At 65.7% G+C, this 23,178-nt stretch carries 21 protein-coding genes and 1 tRNA gene; 9 read left to right on the forward strand and 13 right to left on the reverse strand.

Annotated features, from left to right (window positions below):
• Window positions 1-38 precede the first annotated feature (38 nt).
• Window positions 39-1,226, forward strand: coding sequence for a TIR domain-containing protein (locus V6U71_RS09700; protein WP_411342055.1), 1,188 nt, complete (start codon window positions 39-41; stop codon window positions 1,224-1,226).
• Window positions 1,223-3,007, forward strand: a complete 1,785-nt coding sequence (locus V6U71_RS09705) for a TRAFs-binding domain-containing protein (protein ID WP_411342056.1) — start codon at window positions 1,223-1,225, stop codon at window positions 3,005-3,007. The genes V6U71_RS09700 and V6U71_RS09705 overlap by 4 nt, the downstream gene beginning before the upstream one ends.
• Here V6U71_RS09705 and V6U71_RS09710 read toward each other — a convergent pair.
• Complete coding sequence (locus V6U71_RS09710) at window positions 2,999-4,297, reverse strand: RsmB/NOP family class I SAM-dependent RNA methyltransferase (protein WP_411342057.1); 1,299 nt, start codon at window positions 4,295-4,297, stop codon at window positions 2,999-3,001. The two genes, V6U71_RS09705 and V6U71_RS09710, sit on opposite strands and share 9 nt — an antisense overlap.
• Here V6U71_RS09710 and V6U71_RS09715 point away from each other — a divergent pair.
• Window positions 4,296-4,550 carry a DUF1674 domain-containing protein gene (locus V6U71_RS09715; RefSeq protein WP_411342058.1) on the forward strand — a complete coding sequence of 85 codons (255 nt, stop codon included), beginning with the start codon at window positions 4,296-4,298 and terminating at the stop codon, window positions 4,548-4,550. The genes V6U71_RS09710 and V6U71_RS09715 overlap by 2 nt on opposite strands.
• Before the next feature lie 20 nt (window positions 4,551-4,570).
• On the opposite strand, the gene V6U71_RS09720 is transcribed toward V6U71_RS09715, so the two are convergent.
• From V6U71_RS09720 to V6U71_RS09730, 3 genes are all read right to left on the reverse strand, one after another.
• Window positions 4,571-5,134 carry a cytochrome b gene (locus V6U71_RS09720; protein ID WP_411342059.1) on the reverse strand — a complete coding sequence of 188 codons (564 nt, stop codon included), beginning with the start codon at window positions 5,132-5,134 and terminating at the stop codon, window positions 4,571-4,573.
• 11 nt (window positions 5,135-5,145) lie between these two features.
• Window positions 5,146-5,925, reverse strand: a complete 780-nt coding sequence (locus tag V6U71_RS09725; RefSeq protein ID WP_054587805.1) for a SapC family protein — start codon at window positions 5,923-5,925, stop codon at window positions 5,146-5,148.
• A 124-nt stretch (window positions 5,926-6,049) separates the two neighbouring features.
• Window positions 6,050-7,474, reverse strand: coding sequence for an FAD-binding oxidoreductase (locus V6U71_RS09730; protein WP_411342060.1), 1,425 nt, complete (start codon window positions 7,472-7,474; stop codon window positions 6,050-6,052).
• Window positions 7,475-7,662: 188 nt separating this feature from the next.
• Between V6U71_RS09730 and V6U71_RS09735 the strand changes: the two genes are divergently transcribed.
• Complete coding sequence (locus V6U71_RS09735) at window positions 7,663-8,190, forward strand: hypothetical protein (protein WP_411342061.1); 528 nt, start codon at window positions 7,663-7,665, stop codon at window positions 8,188-8,190.
• 140 nt (window positions 8,191-8,330) lie between these two features.
• On the forward strand, window positions 8,331-9,716 hold the full coding sequence (locus V6U71_RS09740) for a DEAD/DEAH box helicase (RefSeq protein ID WP_411342062.1): 1,386 nt from the start codon (window positions 8,331-8,333) through the stop codon (window positions 9,714-9,716).
• Window positions 9,717-9,728: 12 nt separating this feature from the next.
• On the opposite strand, the gene V6U71_RS09745 is transcribed toward V6U71_RS09740, so the two are convergent.
• Window positions 9,729-10,745: an NADP-dependent oxidoreductase gene (locus V6U71_RS09745; RefSeq protein ID WP_411342063.1), complete on the reverse strand. Its 1,017-nt coding sequence runs from the start codon at window positions 10,743-10,745 to the stop codon at window positions 9,729-9,731.
• Between the two features lie 98 nt (window positions 10,746-10,843).
• On the opposite strand from V6U71_RS09745, the gene V6U71_RS09750 reads away from it, so the two are divergent.
• Window positions 10,844-10,919, forward strand: a tRNA-Ala gene (locus tag V6U71_RS09750).
• A gap of 69 nt (window positions 10,920-10,988) precedes the next feature.
• On the opposite strand, the gene V6U71_RS09755 is transcribed toward V6U71_RS09750, so the two are convergent.
• The 3 genes from V6U71_RS09755 to V6U71_RS09765 form a co-directional block, all read right to left on the reverse strand.
• Entirely contained in the window at window positions 10,989-11,867 is an 879-nt protein-coding gene (locus V6U71_RS09755) for a DUF4349 domain-containing protein (protein WP_411342064.1), read from the reverse strand.
• 76 nt (window positions 11,868-11,943) lie between these two features.
• The gene (locus V6U71_RS09760; protein ID WP_411342334.1) at window positions 11,944-14,250 is read right to left on the reverse strand and encodes an ATP-dependent helicase; all 2,307 of its coding nucleotides are present in this window, start codon (window positions 14,248-14,250) and stop codon (window positions 11,944-11,946) included.
• 66 nt (window positions 14,251-14,316) lie between these two features.
• Window positions 14,317-15,183 (reverse strand): Rossmann-like and DUF2520 domain-containing protein, encoded by an 867-nt coding sequence (locus V6U71_RS09765; RefSeq protein WP_411342065.1) that lies wholly within the window; start codon window positions 15,181-15,183, stop codon window positions 14,317-14,319.
• A 151-nt stretch (window positions 15,184-15,334) separates the two neighbouring features.
• Between V6U71_RS09765 and V6U71_RS09770 the strand changes: the two genes are divergently transcribed.
• Complete coding sequence (locus V6U71_RS09770) at window positions 15,335-16,600, forward strand: MFS transporter (RefSeq protein ID WP_411342335.1); 1,266 nt, start codon at window positions 15,335-15,337, stop codon at window positions 16,598-16,600.
• 2 nt (window positions 16,601-16,602) lie between these two features.
• Here V6U71_RS09770 and rsmD read toward each other — a convergent pair whose 3' ends face one another.
• On the reverse strand, window positions 16,603-17,145 hold the full coding sequence (gene rsmD / locus V6U71_RS09775) for a 16S rRNA (guanine(966)-N(2))-methyltransferase RsmD (RefSeq protein WP_411342066.1): 543 nt from the start codon (window positions 17,143-17,145) through the stop codon (window positions 16,603-16,605).
• Between the two features lie 2 nt (window positions 17,146-17,147).
• A complete protein-coding gene (locus V6U71_RS09780; RefSeq protein ID WP_411342067.1) occupies window positions 17,148-18,008 on the reverse strand; it encodes a pseudouridine synthase in 861 nt (286 codons plus the stop codon).
• A gap of 154 nt (window positions 18,009-18,162) precedes the next feature.
• Here V6U71_RS09780 and V6U71_RS09785 point away from each other — a divergent pair, with 154 nt between their 5' ends.
• Together V6U71_RS09785 and V6U71_RS09790 are read left to right on the forward strand one after the other, a co-directional pair.
• Window positions 18,163-18,600 carry a response regulator gene (locus V6U71_RS09785; protein ID WP_411342068.1) on the forward strand — a complete coding sequence of 146 codons (438 nt, stop codon included), beginning with the start codon at window positions 18,163-18,165 and terminating at the stop codon, window positions 18,598-18,600.
• 107 nt (window positions 18,601-18,707) lie between these two features.
• Window positions 18,708-20,129: an AmpG family muropeptide MFS transporter gene (locus tag V6U71_RS09790; RefSeq protein WP_411342069.1), complete on the forward strand. Its 1,422-nt coding sequence runs from the start codon at window positions 18,708-18,710 to the stop codon at window positions 20,127-20,129.
• A 9-nt stretch (window positions 20,130-20,138) separates the two neighbouring features.
• Here V6U71_RS09790 and V6U71_RS09795 read toward each other — a convergent pair whose 3' ends face one another.
• From V6U71_RS09795 to trpA, 3 genes are read right to left on the reverse strand one after another with little or no spacing between them, the layout of a single operon-like run.
• The gene (locus V6U71_RS09795) at window positions 20,139-21,488 is read right to left on the reverse strand and encodes a bifunctional folylpolyglutamate synthase/dihydrofolate synthase (protein WP_411342070.1); all 1,350 of its coding nucleotides are present in this window, start codon (window positions 21,486-21,488) and stop codon (window positions 20,139-20,141) included.
• Between the two features lie 16 nt (window positions 21,489-21,504).
• Entirely contained in the window at window positions 21,505-22,356 is an 852-nt protein-coding gene (gene accD / locus V6U71_RS09800; RefSeq protein ID WP_411342071.1) for an acetyl-CoA carboxylase, carboxyltransferase subunit beta, read from the reverse strand.
• The gene (gene trpA, locus V6U71_RS09805; protein WP_411342072.1) at window positions 22,353-23,141 is read right to left on the reverse strand and encodes a tryptophan synthase subunit alpha; all 789 of its coding nucleotides are present in this window, start codon (window positions 23,139-23,141) and stop codon (window positions 22,353-22,355) included. Before trpA ends, accD begins: the two co-directional genes overlap by 4 nt.
• Between the last annotated feature and the right edge of the window lie 37 nt (window positions 23,142-23,178).

Genomic DNA, 23,178 nt, shown 5'->3' on the forward strand with positions numbered 1-23,178 from the left:
ACGGCATGGCTAGCCTCCCGTAAAAAGGGGGCTAGTCCATGGTCGACGTGTTCATTTCCTACTCGCGCGACAACAAGGCGCGCGTCGCCGATATCGCGGCGGCGGTTTCGGCGGCAGGCTATGACGTCTGGTGGGACGCCGAACTGCCCCCGCACCGCTCGTACGGCGATGTGATTACCGAAAAGATCGGCAGCGCAAAGGCGGCGATCGTCGTCTGGTCGCAGGCGTCGGCGCAATCCGAATGGGTGCGCGCCGAGGCCGATGTCGCGCGCAACCAGAAGAAGCTGGTGCAGACGGCGATCGACGACGTGATGCCGCCGCTGCCCTTCAACCAGATCCAGTTTGCCGACCTCCGCGACTGGCGCGGTGAGGCCGATCACAGCGGCTGGCGCAAGGTACTGATGAGTCTCGAGGATTTATGCGGCAGGGAAGCCGTGGCCGCACCGGCGCCGGTCCCGCGTCCGGTGGCCCCGGTCGCCCCGCCGCGCGATGATGTGCCGTCGCCGCCCGCAGCGCCAAAATCCTCTTTCCTGCCATGGGCACTGCTCGGGCTCGCCGTCGTCGCCATTGCGCTGCTCGCCTGGAAACTGACGCAGCCTGCCGCGGTCGAACCCGCCGCATCGCAGGCGGCCGCGCCGGTCGACGAGGAAAAGAGCGAGGTCGCCGCAACCGATGATGCGCCCGCGCCGGCCACCGCGCCGGGCGAAGCTTTCACCCTGGCCGCGGTCATCGACGACCCCGACGGCTTCACCAACATTCGCGCGGCACAGAACACCCAGTCGGCGATCGTCGGCAAGGTGCTCGAAGGCGAAAAATTCCTGACCTACCAGCAACCGGGCCAATGGTGGCGTGTCCGCAAGGCCGACGGCACGACGGGCTATATGTTCCGCAAATATATCCGCTTGGTCGAGGGCGGCGCGACACAGGCCGCAGCTGCCCCCGCTGGTCCGATGCCGACCGGCGTCGGCGGCAGCGGGGTGGTAATTCCCGATTCGTCCGAACGGCTGCTGACCCCCGCCGATATCGCCAATTTCGGGCTGCTCGAACTACGGATCGCGCGGAACGAGATTTTCGCACGCCATGGTTTCCGGTTCAGGGACCCGCGGCTGACGCGGCATTTCAGCCAGTTCGACTGGTATCGTCCGACAAGCGACAATGTGCAGTTGTCGGCGATCGAAAAGGCGAACGTCAGCCTGCTGAAGTCGGCCGAAGCCGCCGCGCAATGACCGATAGCGGGGCGACGGCGAGCGCCGCCGTCGAGGCGGAGGTCGCGCACCGGTTGGGGCAGGGCGATGCGCTGAGCGCGTTCGATTGCGCCGCCGCCGCCCGCCGCGCCGGCACCGACAGCCCGCGTCTCCGTTATCTGATGGTGCGCGCGCTGGCCGCGTCGGGCGACAGCATCGGCGCGATGCACCTTTATGAACAGCTCGACCTCGCCTCGAGCGGCGACGTCGATAGTCTTTCGCTCGCGGGGCGCATCTGGAAGGATGCAGCGTTCGACCACCACGGCAACGAGCGCGCGGCGTATCTGCAAAAGGCGGCCGCCGCTTACGATCACGCCTTTCGCATGTCGGGTGCAGACTTTCCGGCGATCAATGCCGCGAGCCTGTATGCGATGCTTGGCGAACGCGAGCGGGCCGCAGCGCTCGCCGAACCGATCGCCGCCAATGGCCCGGCTGGCAATTATTGGGATCAGGCGACTTTTGTCGAGGCGTTGCTGTTGCTGGGACGCGGGGAGGAGGCGTTGATCCACGCTCGCAGTGCGGATGAACAGGCCGGCACCCGGGCCGGCGACCGCGCTTCGACCTGCCGCCAGATTGACCGGCTCGCCAAGAGCCGCGCAATCAATCGCGAACATGCCGCCGCAGTCATCGCCGTGCTGCGCCCGATGCCGGTGGGCGTCTATTGCGGCCGCATGTTCCGTGCCGGCGGAATGGGAGAGGCCAATGCACGCGTGGCGATCGCGCGCGCGCTCGATACACGCCCCGTTTCGGCACTGATCGGCCCGCTCGCCTGCGGCGCCGATATCCTGTTCGCCGAGGAAGCGCTGGCGCGCGATATCGACCTGACCGTGGTGCTGCCGTTTGCCGAGGATGATTTCATCGCCCAGTCGGTGCTGTCGGGCGGCGACGAATGGCTCGCACGTTATGTCCGCTGCCGCGACGGCGCGGCGATGGTCCATTTCGCCAGCAACGCGCGCTATGTCAGCGACGACTGCCAGTTCATCCTCGGTTCGCACACCGCAATGGGACTTGCCAAGCTCCGCGCCCGCGAACTCGAAACGGCGGCGATCCAGTTCGCCGTCGTCGATCCGGCGGTGGCGGCGCGGCCCGATGCGGTCATCGCGGGCACCAACGCCGATATCGCGCTGTGGCGCGACAATGGCGGGGTTACCGGGACGATTGCCGTCGGCGATCTCGACCGCAGACTGGAATTTCCCCCTGCGCCGAAACCGCCCGAGGGCACGCGGCGCGGCCTCTATGCGATCCTGTTCGCCGATTTCGCTGGTTTTTCGAAGCTGGGTGAGGCCGAGCTCCCCGTTTTCGCGCAGGAGGTCATGGGCGGCATCGGCCGCATCCTCGACGATTTCGGCGAAGCCGTGTTGTTCCGCAACACGTGGGGCGATGCCGTCTATGCGATCATCGACGATCCGGCGACCGCCGCGCGGATCGCGCTGGCGATGCAGGAACGGCTCGGCACGCTGCCGCCGGGCCTCGGCCTTGAAGGGCATCGCGCCGGGATGCGCACCGGCATTCACTTCGGGCCGATCTATCGCGGCGTCGATCCGGTGGTCGGCAACGAGCTGTGGTACGGCACCGAAGTCACGCGTACGGCGCGGATCGAGCCGGTGACACTGGTCGGCGAGATTTATTGCACCCAGCCGCTCGCGGCGATGCTCGCGCTCGGCAATGCGCGCGATTTCAACTGCGATTATGTCGGCAAAGTGAAGCTCGCCAAGGATTATGGCGAGCTCGCGCTCTATCGCTTGTCGCGCCGATCAGCCTGACGGCGCGCGCAGCCGCGCAATGAAAAAGCCATCGAGGCTGCCGACGGCCGTAAGCATGTCTGGGAGCGTGCGGACGAAACCGTTCGCGTCGGGCACGATTCCCGCGGGGAGCTCGTCACCGCTTGCCGGAACGACCGTCCAGTCGGGTTGCCCGGCAAGAAATGCCGCAATCTGGTCCTCGCCTTCGGCGCGTTCGAGCGAGCAGGTCGCGTAGACAAGCGTGCCGCCCGGCTTGACCCACTTCGCCGCGCGCGCGAGCAGTTCGCTCTGAAGTCCGGCCATCTCAGCGATCTCGCGTGCTTCGATGCGGTGAAGCACGTCGGGGTGGCGCCGGAAGATACCCGTTGCCGAGCAGGGCGCGTCGAGCAGCACCGCATCGGCCGCCTCGCCCGGTTCCCACTTCCGGATATCGCCTTGGACGACCGCGGCCTCCAGCCCGGTGCGGTCGAGATTTTCCTCGAGCCGCGTCAGTCTTTTGGCGCTGGCGTCGACCGCGAGCACCGACCAGCCCGCTGCGGCGAGCTGCATCGTCTTGCCGCCGGGCGCGGCGCAAAGGTCGAGCACCAATCGCCCCTCGCCCGCGCCGAGCAGTCGCGCAGGGATACTGGCGGCGATATCCTGCACCCACCAGCCACCCGCCTTGAAACCGGGCAGGTCGGTCACCGCCTGCCCGCGTGGCAAGCGCAAATGGTGCGTGACGAGGCGGGTGGCGTCGGGCCACGTCTCCGCATCGGGTTCGGCGGCGAAGCTGAGGTCGAGTGGCGGCGCCGCGCTCCACGCCGCTTCCGCCGCCGTCACCATCGCGTCGCCCCACGCCGCCGACCAGCGCTGGGCGGTCGCCGGGGGCAGGGTAGCACGTTCGGGCAGCGCCCATTCTTCCTGCTGCGCGCGCGACAGGATCGCATGCACCAGCCGCCGCGGTCCACCATCGACGAGCGGCAGCGCGGTCGACACCACGGCATGCCCCGGGCTTTTCAGCACCAGGAGCTGCGCCAGTGCGATCCGCAGCACGGCGCGCGATTTGACGTCGTCGGGTAGCGGCTGCGCTGTCGCGCTGTCGATCAGTGTGTCGATGTCGACCATCCAGCGCAGCGTTTCGGATACGATCGCGATCGCAAAAGCGCGGTCGGCAGGCGCAAGGCCCTGCGTAGCGGCATGGGCGGCGATATCGAGCGGATCGCCGCGCCGCAGCACGGCGTCGATCAGGCGCAGGGCCGCGCGGCGCGGCGCCGTACCCGGCGGATCACCCTCGGCCCCGCGCCGCCGGCGGGGAGGACGCCGGTCAGCCATGACGGTTGGCGATCAAGACGCGCTGGCTTATATCGGCATGGTGATGAGTAAGCATGATGAACCCGAAACGATCGGCGGCACCCCGCGCGCCGCGAAACGCCCCGCGCATGTAAAGCCGCCCGCTGGCTGGACGAACACGCCGGTTCCCGTTCCCGAGGCGGTTCGTACCGAACCCGATGCCGATCAACCGGGCGGACGCAACCCGGTGCGCTACGGCGACTGGGAGCTCAAGGGCCTTGCCATCGACTTCTGACGCTTCGGTTGACGTAAAAATCAAAAGGGATTCATCCGTCCTATCAATCGCGTGCGGTCGACGAACTGATGCTTCAGCGCCGCCAGGATATGCAGCGTAACCAGCGCCAGCATCGTCAGCCCCAGCAGCTCGTGCCGGTCGTGCAAGGTGTCGGCCAAAGCTTCGCTTGGCGCAGCGATCGACGGCACCGTGAACAAACCGAAGAAATCGACAGGCCGGTCGGCCGCCGACATCCACACCCATCCCGACAGCGGCAGCAGGATCAGCAGCAGATAGAAGAGCAGGTGGACGATCTTGCTGACCGGCCGCTGCCAAGCCGGCATCGCCGCCGGATAGGGCGGGGGTTTATGTCCCAGCCGCCACAGGATCAGGACGATGGTCAGGAACAGCACCGCGATGCCGAGCGCCTTGTGGGTCGCCATTGCTGCGCGATGTGTCTCGCGCGGCATGTCCTCGGTCAGCATCGCGAGACCGATATTGGCGATGACCGACAGCCCGATCACCCAGTGAAGCCATATGGCCACCTTCGTATAGCGCGGATCGGCGGTCGTTCCCGCTGCCCCGGCGTCGGCGTTGGTGGCCATAAGCAGTCTCCTCAGGCGGCGGGAGCCTCCGTGACCAGCGGCATCTTGCCGCTCTTCACCTGCTCCGCAAAAATCTCGCGCATCAGTTGCAGCGAAAAGAGGTGCGCGAAAATCAGGCCGAGCATGCCGTTCTGCATCATCTTGCGCAAGACATCGCCGCGCAGTTCGCGCAGCTTGTTTTCGTCGACCATCTGGAACCCGCGATAGACATAGGGCTTGTCGCTGCCTTCGGGCTGGATGCTGACTTCGCCGTCCATCAGCAGGTCGGCTTTCTTGAGTTCGTCGACAAAGGCACCGGTGCGCTGGCCCGATTCTTCGAAATTCTTGCAGAATTCGAGCACGGCGTTGACCGGTTCGGTCGGCTTGCCGTCGGCGAACAGCGCGTCGCCCTCGTCGAACTTGCCGACCGCGCCCGACGTGGGGTCGAAGCACAGCGACAGTTCGTCGCTGTCGGGGCGCAGGCGGGCGAGCAGGAAGGGGTAACGGCGGATATAGGCCGGCACATAGACCGGGTTGATCAACTTGCCATCGGCATCGACAAAGGTGTTCATGCCTTCGTTGAGCCCCATCAGCGCCAGCGGAACCGGGTTTTCACCGGCCGAAAAGACGATCGGGTAAAAGCGGCTCGCGGCGATGAACTCGTCCGAGGTCAGCGGCACGGCATGCTGGTCGATCAGGAAGTCGGCCTTGTCGAGCGGGCGGGCGTGGAAGTCGGCGTGATCGACGCTCGAAAGCGGAACGAGGTCCTTGTAGAAAAGCGGCAGGTTGGCAGGTGCGGGCGCAGTGGCCATGATCGAACTCCGAGATGGGACCCCGTTGATACGGGGTCGAAAGGGCAATGGCGCGCCATATTGGCACGCGCGGCGCGGCGCAAGGGGGCGATGATCCGGAACGTGGCGGCCGAACGACGGATGGTCAGCCGATCAGCTTGCCCGGATTGAACAGACCGGCAGGGTCGAGGCCGGCCTTTATGCCGCGCAGCGCCGCCATGCGCGCCGGACTGTCGAGCTCGGCGAGGATGTCGTGCTTCATCTGGCCGATCCCGTGCTCCGCCGAGATCGAACCGCCGAGTTCGATCACATGCGAATAGACGAGCCGGCTCACCGCATCTCCATGCGCAGCAAGCCATGCCCGGCCGTCGGCATCCACCGGCGGCTGGACATGGTGATGGACATTGCCGTCGCCCAGATGTCCGAAGGAAAGCGCGCGGGCGCCGGGAAAGGCTGCGGCGAGGCGTAGCGGATTTTCGGCGATGAAGGCCGGCATCAGGTCGACGGGGACGCTGATATCGTGTTGAAGCGCCGGACCTTCGGCGCGCTCGGCTTCCGATATGGAATCGCGCAGGCGCCAGAAATCCTCGCTTTCGCGATCATTTTTGGCAATCACGACATCCTCGATCAACCCTGCTTCGAGAGCCGCGGCGAGTTCGGCCTGCAGCGCCATGTCGAGCGCATCTTCGCTCTCGCCGGCGAGTTCGACCAAGGCGTGCCAGGGACTGGCCTTCGCGAGCGGCGCGCGCGTTTGGGGAATATGACGGAGAACGGCGTCGAGGCAGCTTTGCGGAATGATTTCGAAGCCTTCGAGTTCGCGGCCGATCGCAGCGTCGAGGCGGCGGAGCAACTGCAGCGCGGTGGCGGGCGATTCGAGTCCGATCCATGCCGTCCGGCGCGCCGCTGCGGCGGGCACGAGCCGAAGGCAAGCCGCAGTCACGATGCCCAATGTTCCCTCGGCGCCGCAGAGCAGGTGGCGAAGGTCATAGCCGCGGTTATCCTTCTTCAATGGCGCGAGGCCATCGAAAATGCTGCCGTCGGGCAGCACGGCCTCGATCCCCGCGACCAGCGCCCGCATCGTACCGTGGCGAAGGACTTGCGTGCCGCCGGCATTGGTCGAAACCAGCCCGCCGATCGTCGCCGACCCCTTGCCGCCAAGGGTCAGGGGAAAACGCAATCCCTCGCGCAGGACCGCTTCGTGCAGATGTTCGAGGATCACGCCGGCTTCGGCGACGACGGTCTGCGCATCGCGGTCGATCGCGCGAATGGCATTCATTCGGCGCGTCGAAAGCAGGACCGTGTTTCCCGAAGCGTCGGGCGTCGCGCCTCCGACCATGCCGCTGTTTCCGCCTTGGGGCACCAACGCAACGTCGTTCTCGGCACAGAGGCGAACAACGGAAGCCACCTCATCGGTCGTCGCGGGAGACAGCATCGCGGCGGCGGCGCCATGATATTTGCCGCGCCAGTCGGTCAACCACGGCGCCATCGCGTCGGCATCGGTGGTGAAACCCTTGGGCCCGAGCAGGCCGGCAAGCGCATCGAGGGCCTGAGGCGATGGCGCGCTAGTCATGATGCTTTGCTCCCGAAATTTCGCGACGGTTGGAGAGGCAGGGGTCGACAGCAATTCATTTGATGTTCAATCATGCCTGTTAAAGGGGGCGTTGGACGAATAGGCTGTTTTCGTCCAGCGAGCATCGATGCGGGAGCCATGGTGAGCAACATCTTCTGTCAGGGCGCCGAAAGGACGGCAACCGAATCGTGCTGACGTCCGCGACCCTGCTGATACTCGCGGCGGCACCCGCCGACGCCGAAATGCCTGCCGCGCTGCCCGAGCCGCTGGTGTCGCTCGCGGCGCCGGCACTCGAACCGCCGACGACGCCTTACTGGCAGGTCGTGATCGAGCAGCAGTTGATCATCCGCGTTCCGGCACAACGTTCCTCGCTCAACAATTTCGCCGCGGGGCCGACGACGGCGCTGCGGTCGCGCGAACTGCCGCTGGTGTGGAAAGAAAAGAAGGCGCCGAAATGCGTCGCCATGCGCAACATCCTTGGCATGCAGGCGGTTCAGCGCGACAGTATCGATTTGATAACGCGGCAAAAACAACGGCTTCGCGCCCAGCTCAACCGCGGCTGCCGGGCGCTCGATTTCTACGCCGGATTCTATATGCAGGGCAGCAAGGACGGCAGGCTCTGCGAGGGTCGCGACCAGATCCACGCCCGTACCGGGGCGAAGTGCGAGGTCGACAAGTTCCGCCTGATGGTTCCGGTTCCGCGCGACGAGGATTGATGCTCGTAACGGACGCGACGATTAATCGTGTCCATAGGCTCGGCTTTCCTTGACTTTTCATCGCCCTTTCCCTTAGGGGCGGCGCAGCGTTGGCTGGCGTGGGACGCTGCGCTGTCACCTTTTCCGGACATGATGACCTTATGAAATTTGCCGACATCGGCCTTTCCGACGAACTTTTGCGCGCCATCGAGGAGTCGGGCTACGACGAACCGACGCCGATTCAGGCGGGGGTGATCCCGTCGGTCCTGATGATGCGGGATATTATCGGCATCGCCCAGACGGGCACCGGCAAGACCGCTTCGTTCGTCTTGCCGATGATCGACATCCTCGCTCACGGCCGCGCCCGCGCCCGGATGCCGCGCTCGCTGATCCTCGCGCCGACGCGTGAGCTTGCAGCGCAAGTCGCGGAAAACTTTGAAAAATACGGCAAATATAACAAGCTGTCGATGGCGCTGCTGATCGGCGGCGTCCAGATGGGTGACCAGGTCAAAGCGCTCGAAAAAGGCGTCGACGTGCTGATCGCGACGCCGGGCCGCCTGATGGACCTGTTCGAACGCGGCAAGATCCTGCTCACCGGCTGCAACCTGCTCGTGATCGACGAGGCCGACCGGATGCTCGACATGGGCTTCATTCCGGACATCGAGAATATCTGCACCAAGCTGCCCGCGAATCGGCAGACGCTGCTGTTTTCGGCGACGATGCCGCCGCCGATCAAGAAACTGGCCGACAAGTTCCTGTCGAACCCGAAGACGATCGAGGTTGCCCGCCCGGCGAGCCGCAACGAAAATATCGAACAGTTCCTCGTCAAGACGTCGGAACGCAGCAAGCGCGACACGCTGCGCGGGCTGATCGAGGCCGAAGACATCGGTACCGCGATCATCTTCTGCAATCGCAAGACGACGGTCCGCGAACTGGCCAAGTCGCTGCAGCGCTACGGATATAAGGCCGGCGAGATCCATGGCGACATGGACCAGTCGAGCCGGATCGCCGAGCTCGACCGTTTCAAGGCCGGCACGATCAATATCCTCGTCGCCTCCGATGTTGCGGCACGCGGGCTCGACGTGAAGGGCGTCAGCCACGTCTTCAATTTCGATGCCCCCTGGCACCCCGACGACTATGTCCACCGCATCGGCCGTACCGGTCGCGCGGGTGCGAAGGGGCGGGCGTTTACGCTGGTCACCCCGTCGGACGACGAAGCGGTCGACAATATCCAGAAGCTCACTGGCTACCAGATTCCGGTCCATAGTCAGGCGTCACCGACAGCATCGGATGCCAAGGCAGCCGACGTCGAGGATCGCGAACCGCGGCGAGAGGCCCGGTCCGGGCGCAGCCGCGGCGGATCGAAATCGACGAAGGACGAGCCGCGTCCGGTAAAGGCAACCGAGGAAGCGCCGTCGAAGCCGAAGAGGGCCGGCGACAAGCGCAAACCGCCGGCGTCCACCCGTCATGACGATCAGGACGGTCCCGACGATGGCTGGAACGGCCCGATGCCGAGCTTCCTTTCGGTTGGCTTCGGCACCGAGTGATGCCGACGCGGGTCAGAGCCTGACCAGCATCTTCCCGATATTGCCGCCGGAGAAGAGCCCGAGGAACGCCTGCGGCGTTGCCTCCAGACCGTCGTGCACCGTCTCGCGCATCGTCACCGCGCCGCTGGCGATCAACGCCCCCATGTCGGCGTAAAATTCCTCCATGCAGTCGATGAACTGGTCGGTGTAGATAAAGCCTTCCATTCGGATGCGCGCCGGGATCGCTCGGATCAGATATTTCATCTCCTGCGCCTTGCCGTCGTTATAGACGTCGATCATCCCGCAAATGGCGAAGCGTGCGAAATCACTGGCGGTAGCGAAAGCAGCGTCGAGATGCTCGCCGCCGACATTGTCGAAATAGACATCGACGCCGCTCTTGCCCAATTCATTCAGAGCCGCTGCCAGCGCCGGAAGGACGGGGCCAGCCTTGTAATCGATCACCGCGTCGGCACCGAGCGCCTTGACCCACGTGCATTTTTCCGCGCCGCCCGCCGAGCCGATCACCGTCATCTCGCGCGCCTTGGCGATCTGTACCACGGCGGAACCGACGGCGCCCGCGGCTGCGGAGACGAAAACGACGTCGCCGGGCTTCGCGGCCGCGATCCTCAGCAGTCCGATCCACGCCGTACCACCGGTCAGGCCCATGTTATGAAGAAAGGTCTGCGGCGTCATCCCCGCAGCAAGCGCGGCGGCGGGCAATTTGTTCGGCATCATGTCGAGCCCGATGACCCCGCCGTCGCGCCAGCCACCCATATGGAGGACGAGGTCGCCGGGCGCAAAACCCTCGAGCCGGCTTTCGACCACTTCGCCGATCGCGCCGCCGGTCATCGGCTGGTCGATCTGGAAACTGGCGGCATAGCTTTTCGCGTCGTTCATGCGGCCGCGCATATAGGGATCGACCGAAAGCCAGAGGTTGCGAACCCGCAGTTGATCGGCCTCCGGCGGCGCGTCGGGCAAATCGCGTAGCGCGAAGTCCGCCATCGTCGGTAGTCCGGTCGGACGGCTGATGAGGTGCCACGCCTTGGCCATATTACCCCCGCTTTCCCGTTTTTATCCGGCGACACGGCCCAATGATCAGAAAAGCCGTTGCCACTGTCCGGCTGGCCCGTTAAGACGCCGCCGGTCGCGGGGCCGTAGCTCAGATGGGAGAGCGCTGCAATCGCACTGCAGAGGTCAGGGGTTCGATTCCCCTCGGCTCCACCACGACCCTTTCTCCTTCCAGCCAAGCGTATCGACCGGGGACAGATCACCCGCCCCCGGCCATAACGCCCGTCAGGCTGTCGGCGCGGACGGCCCGGTCGGGCGCCCGCGACGGAATTTCCGCCACAGGAACACGATAAGCGCGGCAAGCAGCGCCCAGGGCAGGATCGCTGCGCCAGCCACGAGAATGATCGAAAGCAGGGTGCCGCCGCTGCCAAGCAGCGTCGTCCACGCGTTGCTGAACGGGTTTTTATGGCCGATGCCCGGCAGGCCGCCGTTGCCGACATAGTTGAAGACGACGCTGGTCATCGCGATCTTCGCTTCGCCGGCGCGCCGGCTGGCGCGCTCGTCACCGATCTGTCCGCGCAGCCCGGCGATTTGCGCGAGCAGTTCCGCGCGCTCGGCCTTGTCGAGTCCGCCCTGTTTCAGCCGCCCTTCGAGGCGCTCGATTTCGGCGGCAGCACCCGCACTGCGCTGTTGCGATTGCTCGATCTGGCTGCCGACATCCTCGCCGGCGACGCTGGCATCGGCGAGTACGCCCTCGGCTTTCTCGACGCTGGCGATCGCATCGGCGCCGAATTTGCGGGCGATGCCGGGGTCGAGTTTGAAACTCGTCTGCGCCTCGACCTCATTCTCACGGACCTTGCCATAGCGGATGTCGGCAATCCGGCACCGCGCGGTGCCGAGCATTTCACAGGCGGCGGCATGCTCGCTCTGGACCTTGGCGATCCGGTCATCGTCAAGGCGGAATGCGTAGCTGTAATCGAAAGCAATACCGGGGGTCGCGTTGAGGCCGATATCCGGGACGGCCTCTTCGGCAGCATCCCGGGCGGCGGTCGATGCTTCGGCAGCGGGGGAAGGGGTGTCGGTAGAAGCATTATCTTCGGCTGCTTTTTCCGAGCAGCCAATCAGGGCGAGCGCCATCGCGCCCGCTAAGAGCTTGGTTTTCATAGAAGACTCTCCCAAAACGCGACTCGTTGGCCGCATGGGACGACATATCATAACCAATGTAGTAGACAATAAGAAATCAGGCGAGCTTCACAAAGCCGTCGAGCACCCGCTTGCTGCCGGCCTGCTCGAACTCCACCTCCAGCTTGTTGCCGTCGATGTCGATGATCTCGCCGTACCCGAATTTCTCGTGGAAGACGCGCATACCGATCGCCAGGTCGCTGCGCGGCTTGGCGCCGACCGAGGCGGCGGGGCCTTTTTCGCTGGGCGCGGGCGCGCGGGTGATCGTCGAGGATTGCGCAACCGCACGCTGCCAGGCCGGACCGCGCGTCATCGTGCGGGCCGGCTGGCGTTCGGCGACATGGGCGAAGGGATCGCCCTGCGCCGACCAGTTGGCGCGCCACAGGCTTTGCCCGCCGCCGAAGCTGTTCTCGCTCTCGATATGCTCTTGCGGGATTTCGCCGATGAAACGGCTCGGGATGCTGCTCATCCACTGGCCATAGATACGCCGGTTCGCGGCATGATAGATGCTCGCGCGCCGACGGGCGCGGGTAATCGCGACATAGGCGAGGCGGCGCTCTTCCTCGAGGCTGGCGGTGCCGCCCTCGTCCATCGATCGCTGCGACGGAAACACCCCATCCTCCCAGCCCGCGAGGAACACATGGTCGAATTCCAGCCCCTTGGCGGCGTGGATCGTCATGATGGTGACGGTCTCGGTGTCGTCATTCTGGTCGCGGTCCATCACGAGACTGACATGCTCGAGGAAGGCTTCGAGCGATTCATACTCTTCCATCGCGCGGACGAGTTCGGACAGGTTTTCGAGGCGGCCCGCAGCCTCGACGCTGCGGTCGGCCTGCAGCATCGCGGTATAGCCCGATTCGTCGAGAATGAGCTGGGTGAGTTCGGGATGCGATAGTTCGTTCGCCTTGCCCTGCCAGTTCCGCATCTGCGCGACGAAATTCGCGAGCTGGCGGCGCGCCTGCGGCGTCAGTTCGTCGGTTTCGGTGATCCGCGAGGCGGCGTGGAAGAGCGGCGCGCGCTCGTGGCGCGCATATTGGTGGATCCGCGCCAGCGCCTTGTCGCCGAGCCCGCGCTTGGGGACGTTGACGATGCGCTCGAACGCAAGATCGTCGGCGCTCGACTGGACGAGGCGGAGATAGGCAAGCGCGTCGCGGATTTCGGCGCGTTCGTAGAAGCGGAAACCGCCGACAATGCGGTACGGCATACCGATCGCGATGAAGCGGTCTTCGAACTCGCGCGTCTGGAACTGGGCGCGGACGAGGATCGCGGTGCGATCGAGGCTGACCTTACGGTGCTGGAGCGTCTCCAGCTCCTCGCCGATCCGCCGCGCCTCCTCGGGCCCGTCCCAGACGCCGACGACGCGGAGCTTGTCGCCCGGATCGAGTTCGGTCCACAGCGTCTTGCCGAGGCGGCCGCTGTTCTGCGCGATCAGCGCCGAGGCAGCGGCAAGGATCTGCGGCGTCGAGCGATAATTCTGTTCGAGGCGGATCACCGTCGCGCCCGGGAAGTCCTTTTCGAAGCGCAGGATGTTTGCGACCTCGGCACCGCGCCACGAATAGATCGACTGGTCGTCGTCGCCGACGCAGCAGATATTCTTGCGCGCCTGTGCGAGCAGGCGGAGCCAGAGATACTGGCTGGCATTGGTGTCCTGATATTCGTCGACGAGGATATATTTGAAGCGCTCCTGATATTGTTCGAGCACGTCGCGGTGGTTTTTCAGGATCACCAGCATGTGGAGCAGCAGGTCACCGAAGTCGCAGGCGTTGAGCGTTTTCAGCCGCGCCTGATAGAGCGCGTAGAAATGCTGCCCCTTGCCGTCGGCATAGGCTTCCTTGTCGGCCGCATCGAGATCGGGCGGGGTGAGGCCGCGGTTCTTCCACTTGTCGATCAGCCCCGCGAGCTGGCGCGCCGGCCAGCGCTTCTCGTCGAGCCCCTCGGCCTGGATGAGCTGTTTGAGCACGCGAAGCTGGTCGTCGGTGTCGAGAATGGTGAAATTGCTCTGCAGCCCGACGAGTTCGGCGTGCCGCCGCAGCATCTTCGCCGCGATGCTGTGGAAGGTGCCGAGCCACGGCATGCCCTCGACCGCATCGCCGATCATCCGCCCGATTCGTTCGCGCATCTCGCGCGCCGCCTTGTTGGTGAAGGTGACCGCGAGGATCTCCGACGGCCAGGCCCGGCGTGTCGCGATGATATGCGCGAGCCGCGCGGTGAGCGCCGCGGTCTTGCCGGTGCCGGCCCCCGCGAGCATCAGCACCGGGCCTTCGGTCGTCAGCACAGCCTGCCGCTGCGGCCCATTCAGCCCGTGCAGATAGGGCGGGTCCGACGGGTCGGGCGGCGGCAGGTCGGGTATCGAGGCAGGAGGCATATTCACGCGCGAACGATTAGGGAACAGCGCGGGCGCTGTCCAGTGCGCGGCGACGGGACGGGCCGCTTAGCCGAGCAGCTTGCGCAGCTCGGGCGAGACGCGCTGTGCATCGCCACGCGCCATTTCGTCGAGCGTCGCCAGCCCCATGGCCCGATAGGCGGGAAGCAGGTCGGGACAGCATGCGGCGAGAATGTCGAGATGGCTTTGGATCGTCTGACTGTCGCCGCGCAGCAGCGGCCCCGACAAGGCATCGAAACCACGGTCGAGGCTGTTTTCGAGCGCAGCGCGGACGAGCGGGGCGAGCAGCCCGGCGGGATCGTCGACCCCCGCATTGCGCAACGCGTGCGAGGCGCCGGCCATCAAGGTGACGAGATGGTTCGACGCGTGGCACAGCGCGGCATGATAGAGCGGGCGCCGCTCCTCGGCGATATCGACCGCGATCCCGCCCAACAGGCCCACAAGGCGGTGCGCGAGCTCGATTGCTTGCGGCGACGATCCGGTCACCGCGAAGCGCGCCTGCTTCATGCGTGCGGCTTCGCCCTGCGGATCGCCGGTAAAGGTCATCGCGGGATGGATCGCCGCGGTCAGCGCTCCCGCCGCGTGTAATGGTTCGAGGATCGCTGCGCCGCTGCGGCCGCTGACATGGAACACGAACGGGCGACGATCCGCCGGCCCCGCCGCCGCCAGTTCAGCGGCAATCGTTTCCACGGCATCATCGGACACCGCTATGGCAACGGCATCGCAAGATTGCATCAGCCGGTCGATGCGATGCTCCGTGACCGCGCATCCCAAGCGCGCTGCGGCGGCTTCGGCCTTGTCGGGAGCGCGCGCCCACAGCAACGGCGGCGCGAGCGAGTGGGGCGAAAGGCCGAGCGCCAGCGCCTGCGCGACCCGGCCTGCGCCGACGATGCCGATCTGTTGAAATCCGGTCATATGGACCGCTCTTAGCTCCGTCGCAGGCGGTTGGCCAATGCGCCGCATGAAAGGTCCAAACGGCCACCGCGCTGCATTCTACCTTGCACCACACAGGGCAACGCGTCCAAAGCGGCGCCGAGACAAACAGGGGAGGGGCGTTGCCGTGGATCTGGCACCCTATCGCAAGCACCGGCGCATCCTGACCGCAAGCCTCGTCGGCACCGCGGTCGAATTTTACGATTTCTATATCTATGGCACTGCGGCGGCGCTCGTCTTCGGGCCGCTCTTCTTTCCCGACGAATCGGCGTCGGCGCAGCTCATGTACAGCTTCATGACCTTTGGCCTCGCCTTCTTCGCGCGGCCGGTCGGGGCGATCGTGTTCGGCCATTATGGCGACCGGATCGGACGCAAGTCGACGCTCGTCGCTTCGCTGATGCTGATGGGCGGATCGACGCTGCTCATCGCTTTCCTGCCGACCTATGCGATGGCGGGGTGGATCGCGCCGCTGCTCCTCTGCATCCTGCGCTTCGGGCAAGGGTTCGGGCTCGGCGGCGAGTGGGGCGGCGCGGCATTGCTGGCGGTCGAGAACGCACCGCCGGGATGGCAATCGCGCTTCGGCATGTTTCCGCAGCTTGGCGCGCCGGTCGGCTTCATCGCCGCGAACGGGCTGTTCCTGATCCTCGGCATAACGTTATCCGACGCCGATTTCACAAGCTGGGGCTGGCGCATTCCCTTCCTCTTTTCGGCGCTACTAGTAGGGCTCGGGCTGTGGGTGCGGCTCAAGATCGGCGAGACGCCCGCCTTTACCGAAGCACTGGAGCAGAAAGCGCCGGTCGGAGTGCCGATCGGCGAATTGCTGCGCGGTCACCTGATCCCGACGCTGGCGGGGACCTTCGCGGTCGTCGCCTGCTTCGCCATCTTCTATCTCGCGACCAGTTTCGCCCTCGCGCACGGGACAAGCGCGCTCGGCTATCCGAAGGAGCAGTTCCTGCTCGTCCAGCTCGGCGCGATCCTGTTCATGGCGGGCGGGATTATCTTCGCAGGCTATGCCAGCGACGCGTCGAGCGCGCAGCGGGTGCTCACCTGGGGCTGCGGCGCAACGATATTGATCGGCTTCCTGTTCGGGCCGTCGCTCGCGTCGGGAAGCTGGCCGATCGTCTTCCTCGGACTCGCCGCCGCGTTGTTCGTGATGGGGCTGGTCTATGGCCCGCTCGGTAGCTGGCTGACCGCGCTTTTTCCGGTGCACGTGCGCTACACGGGGGCCTCGGTCACCTTCAACGCCGGCGGCATCCTCGGCGGCGCGATGGCGCCGCTCATCGCGCAGGCGCTCGCCGAGCGCGGCGGGACGCCGATGGTCGGGCTCTATCTCGCACTAGCCGGGGTGGTGAGCTGGCTCGGCCTGCTGATGGTGCGCCGGCAGATAGCCGAAAGCTGAACTCAGGCGAGACGAAGCAGGGTCAGCTTCGCCTTGCCGACCTTGCGTTCGGCATCGATGTCGAATCCCGCAATCTCGACCGCTTCCTCTTCGGCGGTTTCGATCGAGATCAGGCTGTCGGGGCCGATCCAGCCGAGCCGGTTGAGCTTGTCGAGCGCAACGCTGCCCGCGCCGGTGCCGTAAGGCGCGTCGAACAGCAACAGGTCGTAGCTCCGCTTTGCCGGGCCGAGAGCGAGCACCGAACCCGCGCGCACATCGGCGCGGTCCGCGGCGCCGAGCGTACCCAGATTCTTCCTGAGCGCGTCGAGCGCATCGCGATCCTGTTCGGCGAACAGGCATTGCGCCGCACCGCGCGACAGCGCCTCGATCCCCAGCGCGCCCGATCCTGCGAACAGGTCGGCGACATGCAGCCCTTCGAAACTGCCGAGGCGGCTCGCCAGCATCGAGAAAAGGGTTTCGCGCGTGCGATCCGCCGTCGGGCGGGTCGCGTCATTTTTCGGCGCGAGCAATTTGCGTCCGCGCCATTCGCCGGAAATCACACGCATCGTCAGCCCATTCGCCGCCGGAACTGGAACAGTTCGTCGCGCGGGACGATCTCGACCGCGCCGACGTCGAGCGCTTCAAGGGTGAACTGGCCGTAACGCGTACGTATCAGGCGGCTGACCTGCAGGCCGAGATGTTCGAGCACGCGGCGCACTTCGCGGTTCTTGCCTTCGGTCAGCGTCATCTCGATCCACTGGTTGCGGCCCGTGCGGCGTTCGAGATTGGCATCGATCTTGCCATAACGGATGCCGTCGATCTCGATGCCCATCACCAGCTCCTCGAGCTGCTCCTGGCTGATGTCGCCAAAGGCGCGGGCGCGGTAGGTGCGCTCGACCCCGCTCGCGGGCAGTTCGAGCTGGCGCTTGAACTCGCCGTCGTTGGTCAGCAGCAGCAAGCCCTCGGTATTATAGTCGAGACGCCCGACAGGCATCAGGCGCGGCAGGCCCTTGGGAAGCAGATCGTAGATCGTCTTGCGGCCCTTGGGGTCGCGCGCCGCGGTCAGGCAGCCGGCAGGCTTGTGAAAGCGATAAAGGCGCGTGGACACGGGCTTGGCGACGGGATTGCCATCGACGGTCAGGCCGTCGAGCGACGCCAGCAAGGGCGCGGGCTGAACGATGATCTCGCCATTGAGGGCGATGCGCCCTTCCTCGATCATCCTCTCGACATCGCGGCGCGATCCCACGCCGGCGCGCGCCAGCAGCTTGGCGATGCGCTGCGGCCCGTCCTCGCGTTCGGACTCGGCAGCCTGGGGTTTACGCGGCGGTGCCGCCGCGCGCGCGGCGCGGCGGCCCTTCGGGGCGTCTCGGTCGCCGGCGCTTTTGGGCGCCAGGCGGGGCGGATTACGGGGCGGACGGCGTGTCGTCATCGGAACGGATGCGGCTTTCGTGTCGTTTTCAGGGAAAAGGTGTTGCGTTGTGATCACGCTCATAGCCGGAAACGCACCGCTTCGTCGATGGCGAGCAGAACCGATCTTGCAGGAAGGCGCAGAGCGAGTCATGGCGATGTCAAAGGGAGTGTCTATGCTCTTCGTGTCCCGCCCGTCGTGCATCAAGCGGCTGCTGATCATCGAGGATGATCCGCTGGTCGCGTTCGACAATGAACGGACGCTCAAGCACAGCGGCTATGATGTCGTCGCCACCGTCGATTCGGGCGAGGCGGCGGTCGCGATCATCGCGGCGGAACAGCTCGACGCGCTGGTCCTCGACCTCGCGCTCGCAGGACATATGACCGGACGCGAAGTCGCACGGCTGGCGCGCGATCGCGGCATCGCGGTGTTGCTCGTGACCGGACAATGCCCCGAAGATGCGAGCGACATCGCGCTCGCCTGCCTCGGCAAACCGCATAGCGCTTCGGCGCTCGTCGCGGCATTGCGCGCGGTCGAGGGCATGGTCTGCAAGAACAAGCCGCCGCGCAAGATCAGCGGCCTCCAGACCTACTGGCGCCCCGAGGCCGCCTGATCGGCTCGGCCCAGCGCATGATCGCCAAATAGCCGCTTCCAATTTAGGGACGAGGCTTTAGGCCTTTGGCTTTGACGGTCCGCGCACGCGGAATGGGGAGGGTCGCGATGCAGCTTGGGCTTGATTCGGTGGTGTTGGTCGCGGTGCTCGCGCTGGTGATCGGCCTCGCATTCGTCGTCCCGAGCTTTGCCCCTTATCGCAAGCCGATGCCGATCGTCGCCTTCTTGCTCGGCATTTCGAGCGGCTTTCCGCTGACTCTGCTGCTCGGCACGATGACCTTCTGGCTGTCGAAGGTCGGGATCGAGAAATCGACCATCGGCTTCGCGATCGGGCTGACGACGCCCTATACGTTGAAATTCCTGTGGGCGCCGCTCGTCGACCGTCTTCCGCTGCCGTTCCTGACCAAAACATTCGGACAGCGGCGCGGCTGGCTGTTCTTCATTCAGGCGTTGTTGGTCGTCGCGATCTGGCAGTTGGGCACGAGCAACCCGACCAACGACAATCTCGCGCCCTTCGCTTTCTGGGCGATCACCGTCGCCTTTTTGTCGGCGACGCAGGACATCGTCATCGACGCCTATCGTATCGAGATTTTAAGCGACGCCGAACTGCCGCACGGCACCGCGATGAACCAGTTCGGGTATCGTACGGGCAATCTGATCGCCGGTGTCGGCACGATCGCGCTGGCGTCGCCCGAGGGGTTCAACCTCGGCTGGGCCGCGGCTTATGGTTTCACCGGGCTAGCGATTCTCCCCGCGCTGCTCGGCGCGCTCTATGCGGGGCCGGGGCGTTTCGACCCGAACCGCGCCCGCGCCGTGGGGCAGAGCTTCGGAAGCTGGTTGCAGGAAACGGTGATCAACCCGTTCCGCGAATTTTTCGGCCGCCATGGCGCGGTGCTGATCCTCTTCTTCGTCCTCGTCTACAAGGTCGGCGACGCGATGGGGCAGGGGATGCTCAACCCGATGATCGTCGAACTGGGCTTCACCGACACCGAATTCGTCGCGATCAACAAGGGAGTCGGCTTCGTCGCGCTGATCCTCGGTTCGGCGCTCGCGGCGCCCTTTATCGCCTGGCTCGGCATGGGCCGTGCGCTGCTCGTTTCGGGGCTGATGATGATGTTCAGCAACCTGCTGTTCGCCGCGCTGGCCTCGGTCGGCCATTCGCCGCTGATGCTCGCGATCGCCGTCGGTACCGAGAACTTCACCAGCGGCATCGGCCTCACCGTCTTCGTCACCTATCTGTCGGGCCTGTCGAGCCTTGCCTATACCGCCACCCAGTTCGCGCTGCTGTCATCCTTCGCTGCGGTCGGACGCACCTGGCTCGCGGCGCCGGGTGGCTATATCGCAGAGGGCTTGGGCTGGGTGGGCTTCTGGCTGTTCACGGTGGTCATCGCAATCCCGGGAATGCTGCTGCTCTGGATCCTGTGGAAGAAGGGTTTCGTCGTCCAGACCGTGCGCCAGCCGAGCACCGAGGACGACGGTCACGAGATCGCACATCCCGAAGAGGACAAGCCGAAGCCGGCAACAACCTAGATCCTGAACTCAGCTAGGGAACTCTTCGTTGAGTTCGAGCGCCTGTCCGACCAGATAGAGCGATCCGCCGATCAATATGTTGCGCGCCGGGCTGTCGGCCGCGAGCGCACGGAGTGCCGACGGCAGGTCGCCCTGCGCCGAAGCCTGCGCAATGCCGCTATCGCGGGCGATGCGCACCAGATCGGCGGGAACGTGATGCTCGTGCCCTGGTATCGGTACGGCGACCAGCCTGCCGACGTGCGGGGCGAGCAGGGCGAGAAAGCCGGCGGCGTCCTTGTTTGCGAGCATGCCGAGGACAAGGTCGACCGGCTCGCGCCGGGCGAGCGTCTGACCAAGGAAGTCCGCAAGTTGCAGCGCCGCGTCGAGATTGTGACCGCCGTCGATCCAGATATTCTGCTCGCCGGACATTGCGGCGGTGAGCGGACCGTTACCGAGCAACTGCATACGCCCCGGCCAGAAGGTGCCCGCAATTCCGCGGACGACATCGACATCGGCGGGGCGCGGCTCCGCGAGCCGTGACATCGCGATCGCGAGCCCGGCGTTGCGCCGCTGGTGTGCGCCTGCCATGCGCGGGAACAATGTTTCGCCAACCGCGCCGAGCGATGCCGACGACCAGCGAAAGCCGTCGCCGTCAGGATCGACCTGCCAGCCGTTACCCTCGGCGAACAGCGGCGTACCGGCGGCTGCGGCACGCGCCGCGATGACGCCCGTTACCGCCGGGGGGTAAGAGAGCGTCGCGACCCGGGTGCCGGGCTTGACGATGCCCACCTTTTCCCATGCAATGCGCGTCGCGGGTTCCTGCGGCGTGCCCGCTTCGGGGGCGAGCAGAAATGCTTCATGGTCGATCCCGAGCGAGGCGATGCCGCACACCGCCGGGGCAGGAATGATGTTCGTCGCGTCGAGGCGTCCGCCAAGCCCGACCTCGATGATGCAATCGTCGGCCGGAGTCCGCGCAAAGGCGAGGAAGGCGGCGGCGGTCGTCACCTCGAAGAAGCTCGCGTGCAGGTCGGCGGCGGTATCGAGCACCTCTTCGAGCAGCGACGCGAGCAGGGCGTCGTCGATCAGCGCCCCGGCAAGGCGGATGCGTTCGTTGAAGCGGACGAGGTGCGGGCTGGTATAGCTGTGGACCCGGCGCCCGCCCGCCTCGAGGATCGCACGAAGGAAGGCGCAGGTCGAACCCTTGCCGTTCGTCCCCGCGACGTGAAAGGTGCGCGGAAGCCGCTCTTGCGGATTGCCGAGCCGCGCACAGATTTCGGCGATGCGTTCGAGGCCCAGGATATCGCGCCCCGGGGACAGCGCCGCAAGGCGATCGAGTTGCGCCTGCACCGCAGGGTCGGAGGAATGCGCGTGGTCGGCCATGGCAGGATATGGTGGCTCAGGCGGCCTTTTCGGGCGCCAGATAGCCGATCAGGCGTCCCAGTGTTTCGGGCAATTCCTTGCGGTGCACGACCATGTCGATCATCCCGTGATCGAGCAGATATTCGGCGCGCTGGAAGCCTTCGGGCAGCTTTTCACGGATCGTATTCTCGATCACCCGCTGTCCCGCGAAACCGATCAGCGCCTTGGGTTCGCTGATCTGCACATCGCCGAGCATCGCATAGCTGGCGGTCACGCCGCCGGTGGTCGGGTCGGTGAGCAGGACGATATAGGGCAGGCCGGCCCGGCGCAGGCGGGCGAGCGCGACGGTGGCGCGCGGCATCTGCATCAGCGACAGCGTGCCTTCCTGCATTCGCGCACCCCCCGCTGCGGTAATGGCGATATAGGGGCAGCCACGGCGGATGGCTTCCTCGACGCCCGCGACGAAGGCTTCGCCGACCGCGACGCCCATCGATCCGCCCATGAAGGCGAAATCCTGCACGCCGATCACCGTGGGAAGGCTGGAGATGCGGCCGAACGCATTCTGATAAGCATCGCGATCACCCGTTTGCGCGCGCGCGGCCTTGATGCGATCGACATATTTCTTGGTGTCGCGGAACTTCAGCGGATCCTCGGGCGCCGCCGGCGAAGCGATCAGTTCGTGGAGGCCGCCGTCGAACAATTGCGCGAACCGCTCTTTCGCGCCGATGCGATCGTGATGGTCGCAGCGCGGGCAGACGTTCAGATTGTCTTCCCATTCCTTGACGAACACCATCTGCTGGCACTGGCGGCATTTGTGCCAGAGATTGTCGGCGGTATCGCGCTTCGCCGTGAAGGGCAGGGCGTTGCGGACGCGGTCGAGCCAGCTCATGCGGCGATCTCCTTTGCGCCGTGGATAGCATCGGCAAGCGAACGGGTGAAGGTTTCGACGTGCGGCGCGGCATCGTCGCCATGCTCGGCGATGATGTCGATAAAGGCCGAGCCGACGACGACGCCGTCGGCGACCCTGGCGATCGCATGCGCCTGCTCGGGTGTCCGGACCCCGAAGCCGACCGCGACGGGCAGGTCGGTCGCCGCCTTGAGCCGCGCGACCGCTTCCTCGATACTCGCCTGCGCCGCCTGCTGCTGACCGGTGATGCCGGCGACCGAGACATAATAGAGAAAGCCGCTCGCGCCGCTGAGCACATCGGGCAGCCGCGCCGCGTCGGTGGTCGGGGTCGCGAGACGGATCAGGTCGACCCCGGCGCTGCGCAGCGCGGGTCCGAGTTCGGCGTCCTCTTCCGAAGGGATGTCGACGCAGATGATCCCGTCGACGCCAGCCTTGGCACATTCGGCGGCGAACCAGTCGGCGCCGCGGATCGTCATCGGATTGGCATAGCCCATCAGGACGAGCGGCGTGTCGCGATGGCGCGACCGGAAGGCGGCGGCGATTGCGAAGATATCGGCGGTCGTCGTTCCCTTCGCGAGGCTGCGCAGGTTCGCCGCCTGGATCGCGGGACCGTCGGCCATCGGATCGGTGAAGGGCATGCCGAGTTCGATGATATCGGCACCCCCCGCGACGAGCGCGTCGAGGTTCGCGGCGGTGTCGCCGTCGCCTGCCGTGATGAAGGCGACGAGCGCAGGGCCTTTGTGGAAGGCGGGTGCGAAACGGGTCATTGAGCGCGTCCGTGTAATAGCAAACGGCCGATTGCGA

It is taken from the genome of Sphingopyxis sp. J-6, assembly GCF_046603995.1.
GTDB lineage: Bacteria > Pseudomonadota > Alphaproteobacteria > Sphingomonadales > Sphingomonadaceae > Sphingopyxis.

Excerpts from the sequence above, each read along its gene's own strand:
- V6U71_RS09700 (WP_411342055.1), top strand. The coding sequence starts at position 39 with ATGGTCGACGTGTTCATTTCCTACTCGCGCGACAACAAGGCGCGCGTC.
- V6U71_RS09705 (WP_411342056.1), top strand. The coding sequence starts at position 1,223 with ATGACCGATAGCGGGGCGACGGCGAGCGCCGCCGTCGAGGCGGAGGTC.
- V6U71_RS09715 (WP_411342058.1), top strand. The coding sequence starts at position 4,296 with ATGACGGTTGGCGATCAAGACGCGCTGGCTTATATCGGCATGGTGATG.
- V6U71_RS09710 (WP_411342057.1), bottom strand. The coding sequence starts at position 4,297 with ATGGCTGACCGGCGTCCTCCCCGCCGGCGGCGCGGGGCCGAGGGTGAT.
- V6U71_RS09720 (WP_411342059.1), bottom strand. The coding sequence starts at position 5,134 with ATGGCCACCAACGCCGACGCCGGGGCAGCGGGAACGACCGCCGATCCG.
- V6U71_RS09725 (WP_054587805.1), bottom strand. The coding sequence starts at position 5,925 with ATGGCCACTGCGCCCGCACCTGCCAACCTGCCGCTTTTCTACAAGGAC.
- V6U71_RS09730 (WP_411342060.1), bottom strand. The coding sequence starts at position 7,474 with ATGACTAGCGCGCCATCGCCTCAGGCCCTCGATGCGCTTGCCGGCCTG.
- V6U71_RS09740 (WP_411342062.1), top strand. The coding sequence starts at position 8,331 with ATGAAATTTGCCGACATCGGCCTTTCCGACGAACTTTTGCGCGCCATC.
- V6U71_RS09745 (WP_411342063.1), bottom strand. The coding sequence starts at position 10,745 with ATGGCCAAGGCGTGGCACCTCATCAGCCGTCCGACCGGACTACCGACG.
- V6U71_RS09755 (WP_411342064.1), bottom strand. The coding sequence starts at position 11,867 with ATGAAAACCAAGCTCTTAGCGGGCGCGATGGCGCTCGCCCTGATTGGC.
- V6U71_RS09760 (WP_411342334.1), bottom strand. The coding sequence starts at position 14,250 with ATGCCTCCTGCCTCGATACCCGACCTGCCGCCGCCCGACCCGTCGGAC.
- V6U71_RS09765 (WP_411342065.1), bottom strand. The coding sequence starts at position 15,183 with ATGACCGGATTTCAACAGATCGGCATCGTCGGCGCAGGCCGGGTCGCG.
- rsmD (WP_411342066.1), bottom strand. The coding sequence starts at position 17,145 with ATGCGTGTGATTTCCGGCGAATGGCGCGGACGCAAATTGCTCGCGCCG.
- V6U71_RS09780 (WP_411342067.1), bottom strand. The coding sequence starts at position 18,008 with ATGACGACACGCCGTCCGCCCCGTAATCCGCCCCGCCTGGCGCCCAAA.
- V6U71_RS09785 (WP_411342068.1), top strand. The coding sequence starts at position 18,163 with ATGCTCTTCGTGTCCCGCCCGTCGTGCATCAAGCGGCTGCTGATCATC.
- V6U71_RS09790 (WP_411342069.1), top strand. The coding sequence starts at position 18,708 with ATGCAGCTTGGGCTTGATTCGGTGGTGTTGGTCGCGGTGCTCGCGCTG.
- V6U71_RS09795 (WP_411342070.1), bottom strand. The coding sequence starts at position 21,488 with ATGGCCGACCACGCGCATTCCTCCGACCCTGCGGTGCAGGCGCAACTC.
- accD (WP_411342071.1), bottom strand. The coding sequence starts at position 22,356 with ATGAGCTGGCTCGACCGCGTCCGCAACGCCCTGCCCTTCACGGCGAAG.
- trpA (WP_411342072.1), bottom strand. The coding sequence starts at position 23,141 with ATGACCCGTTTCGCACCCGCCTTCCACAAAGGCCCTGCGCTCGTCGCC.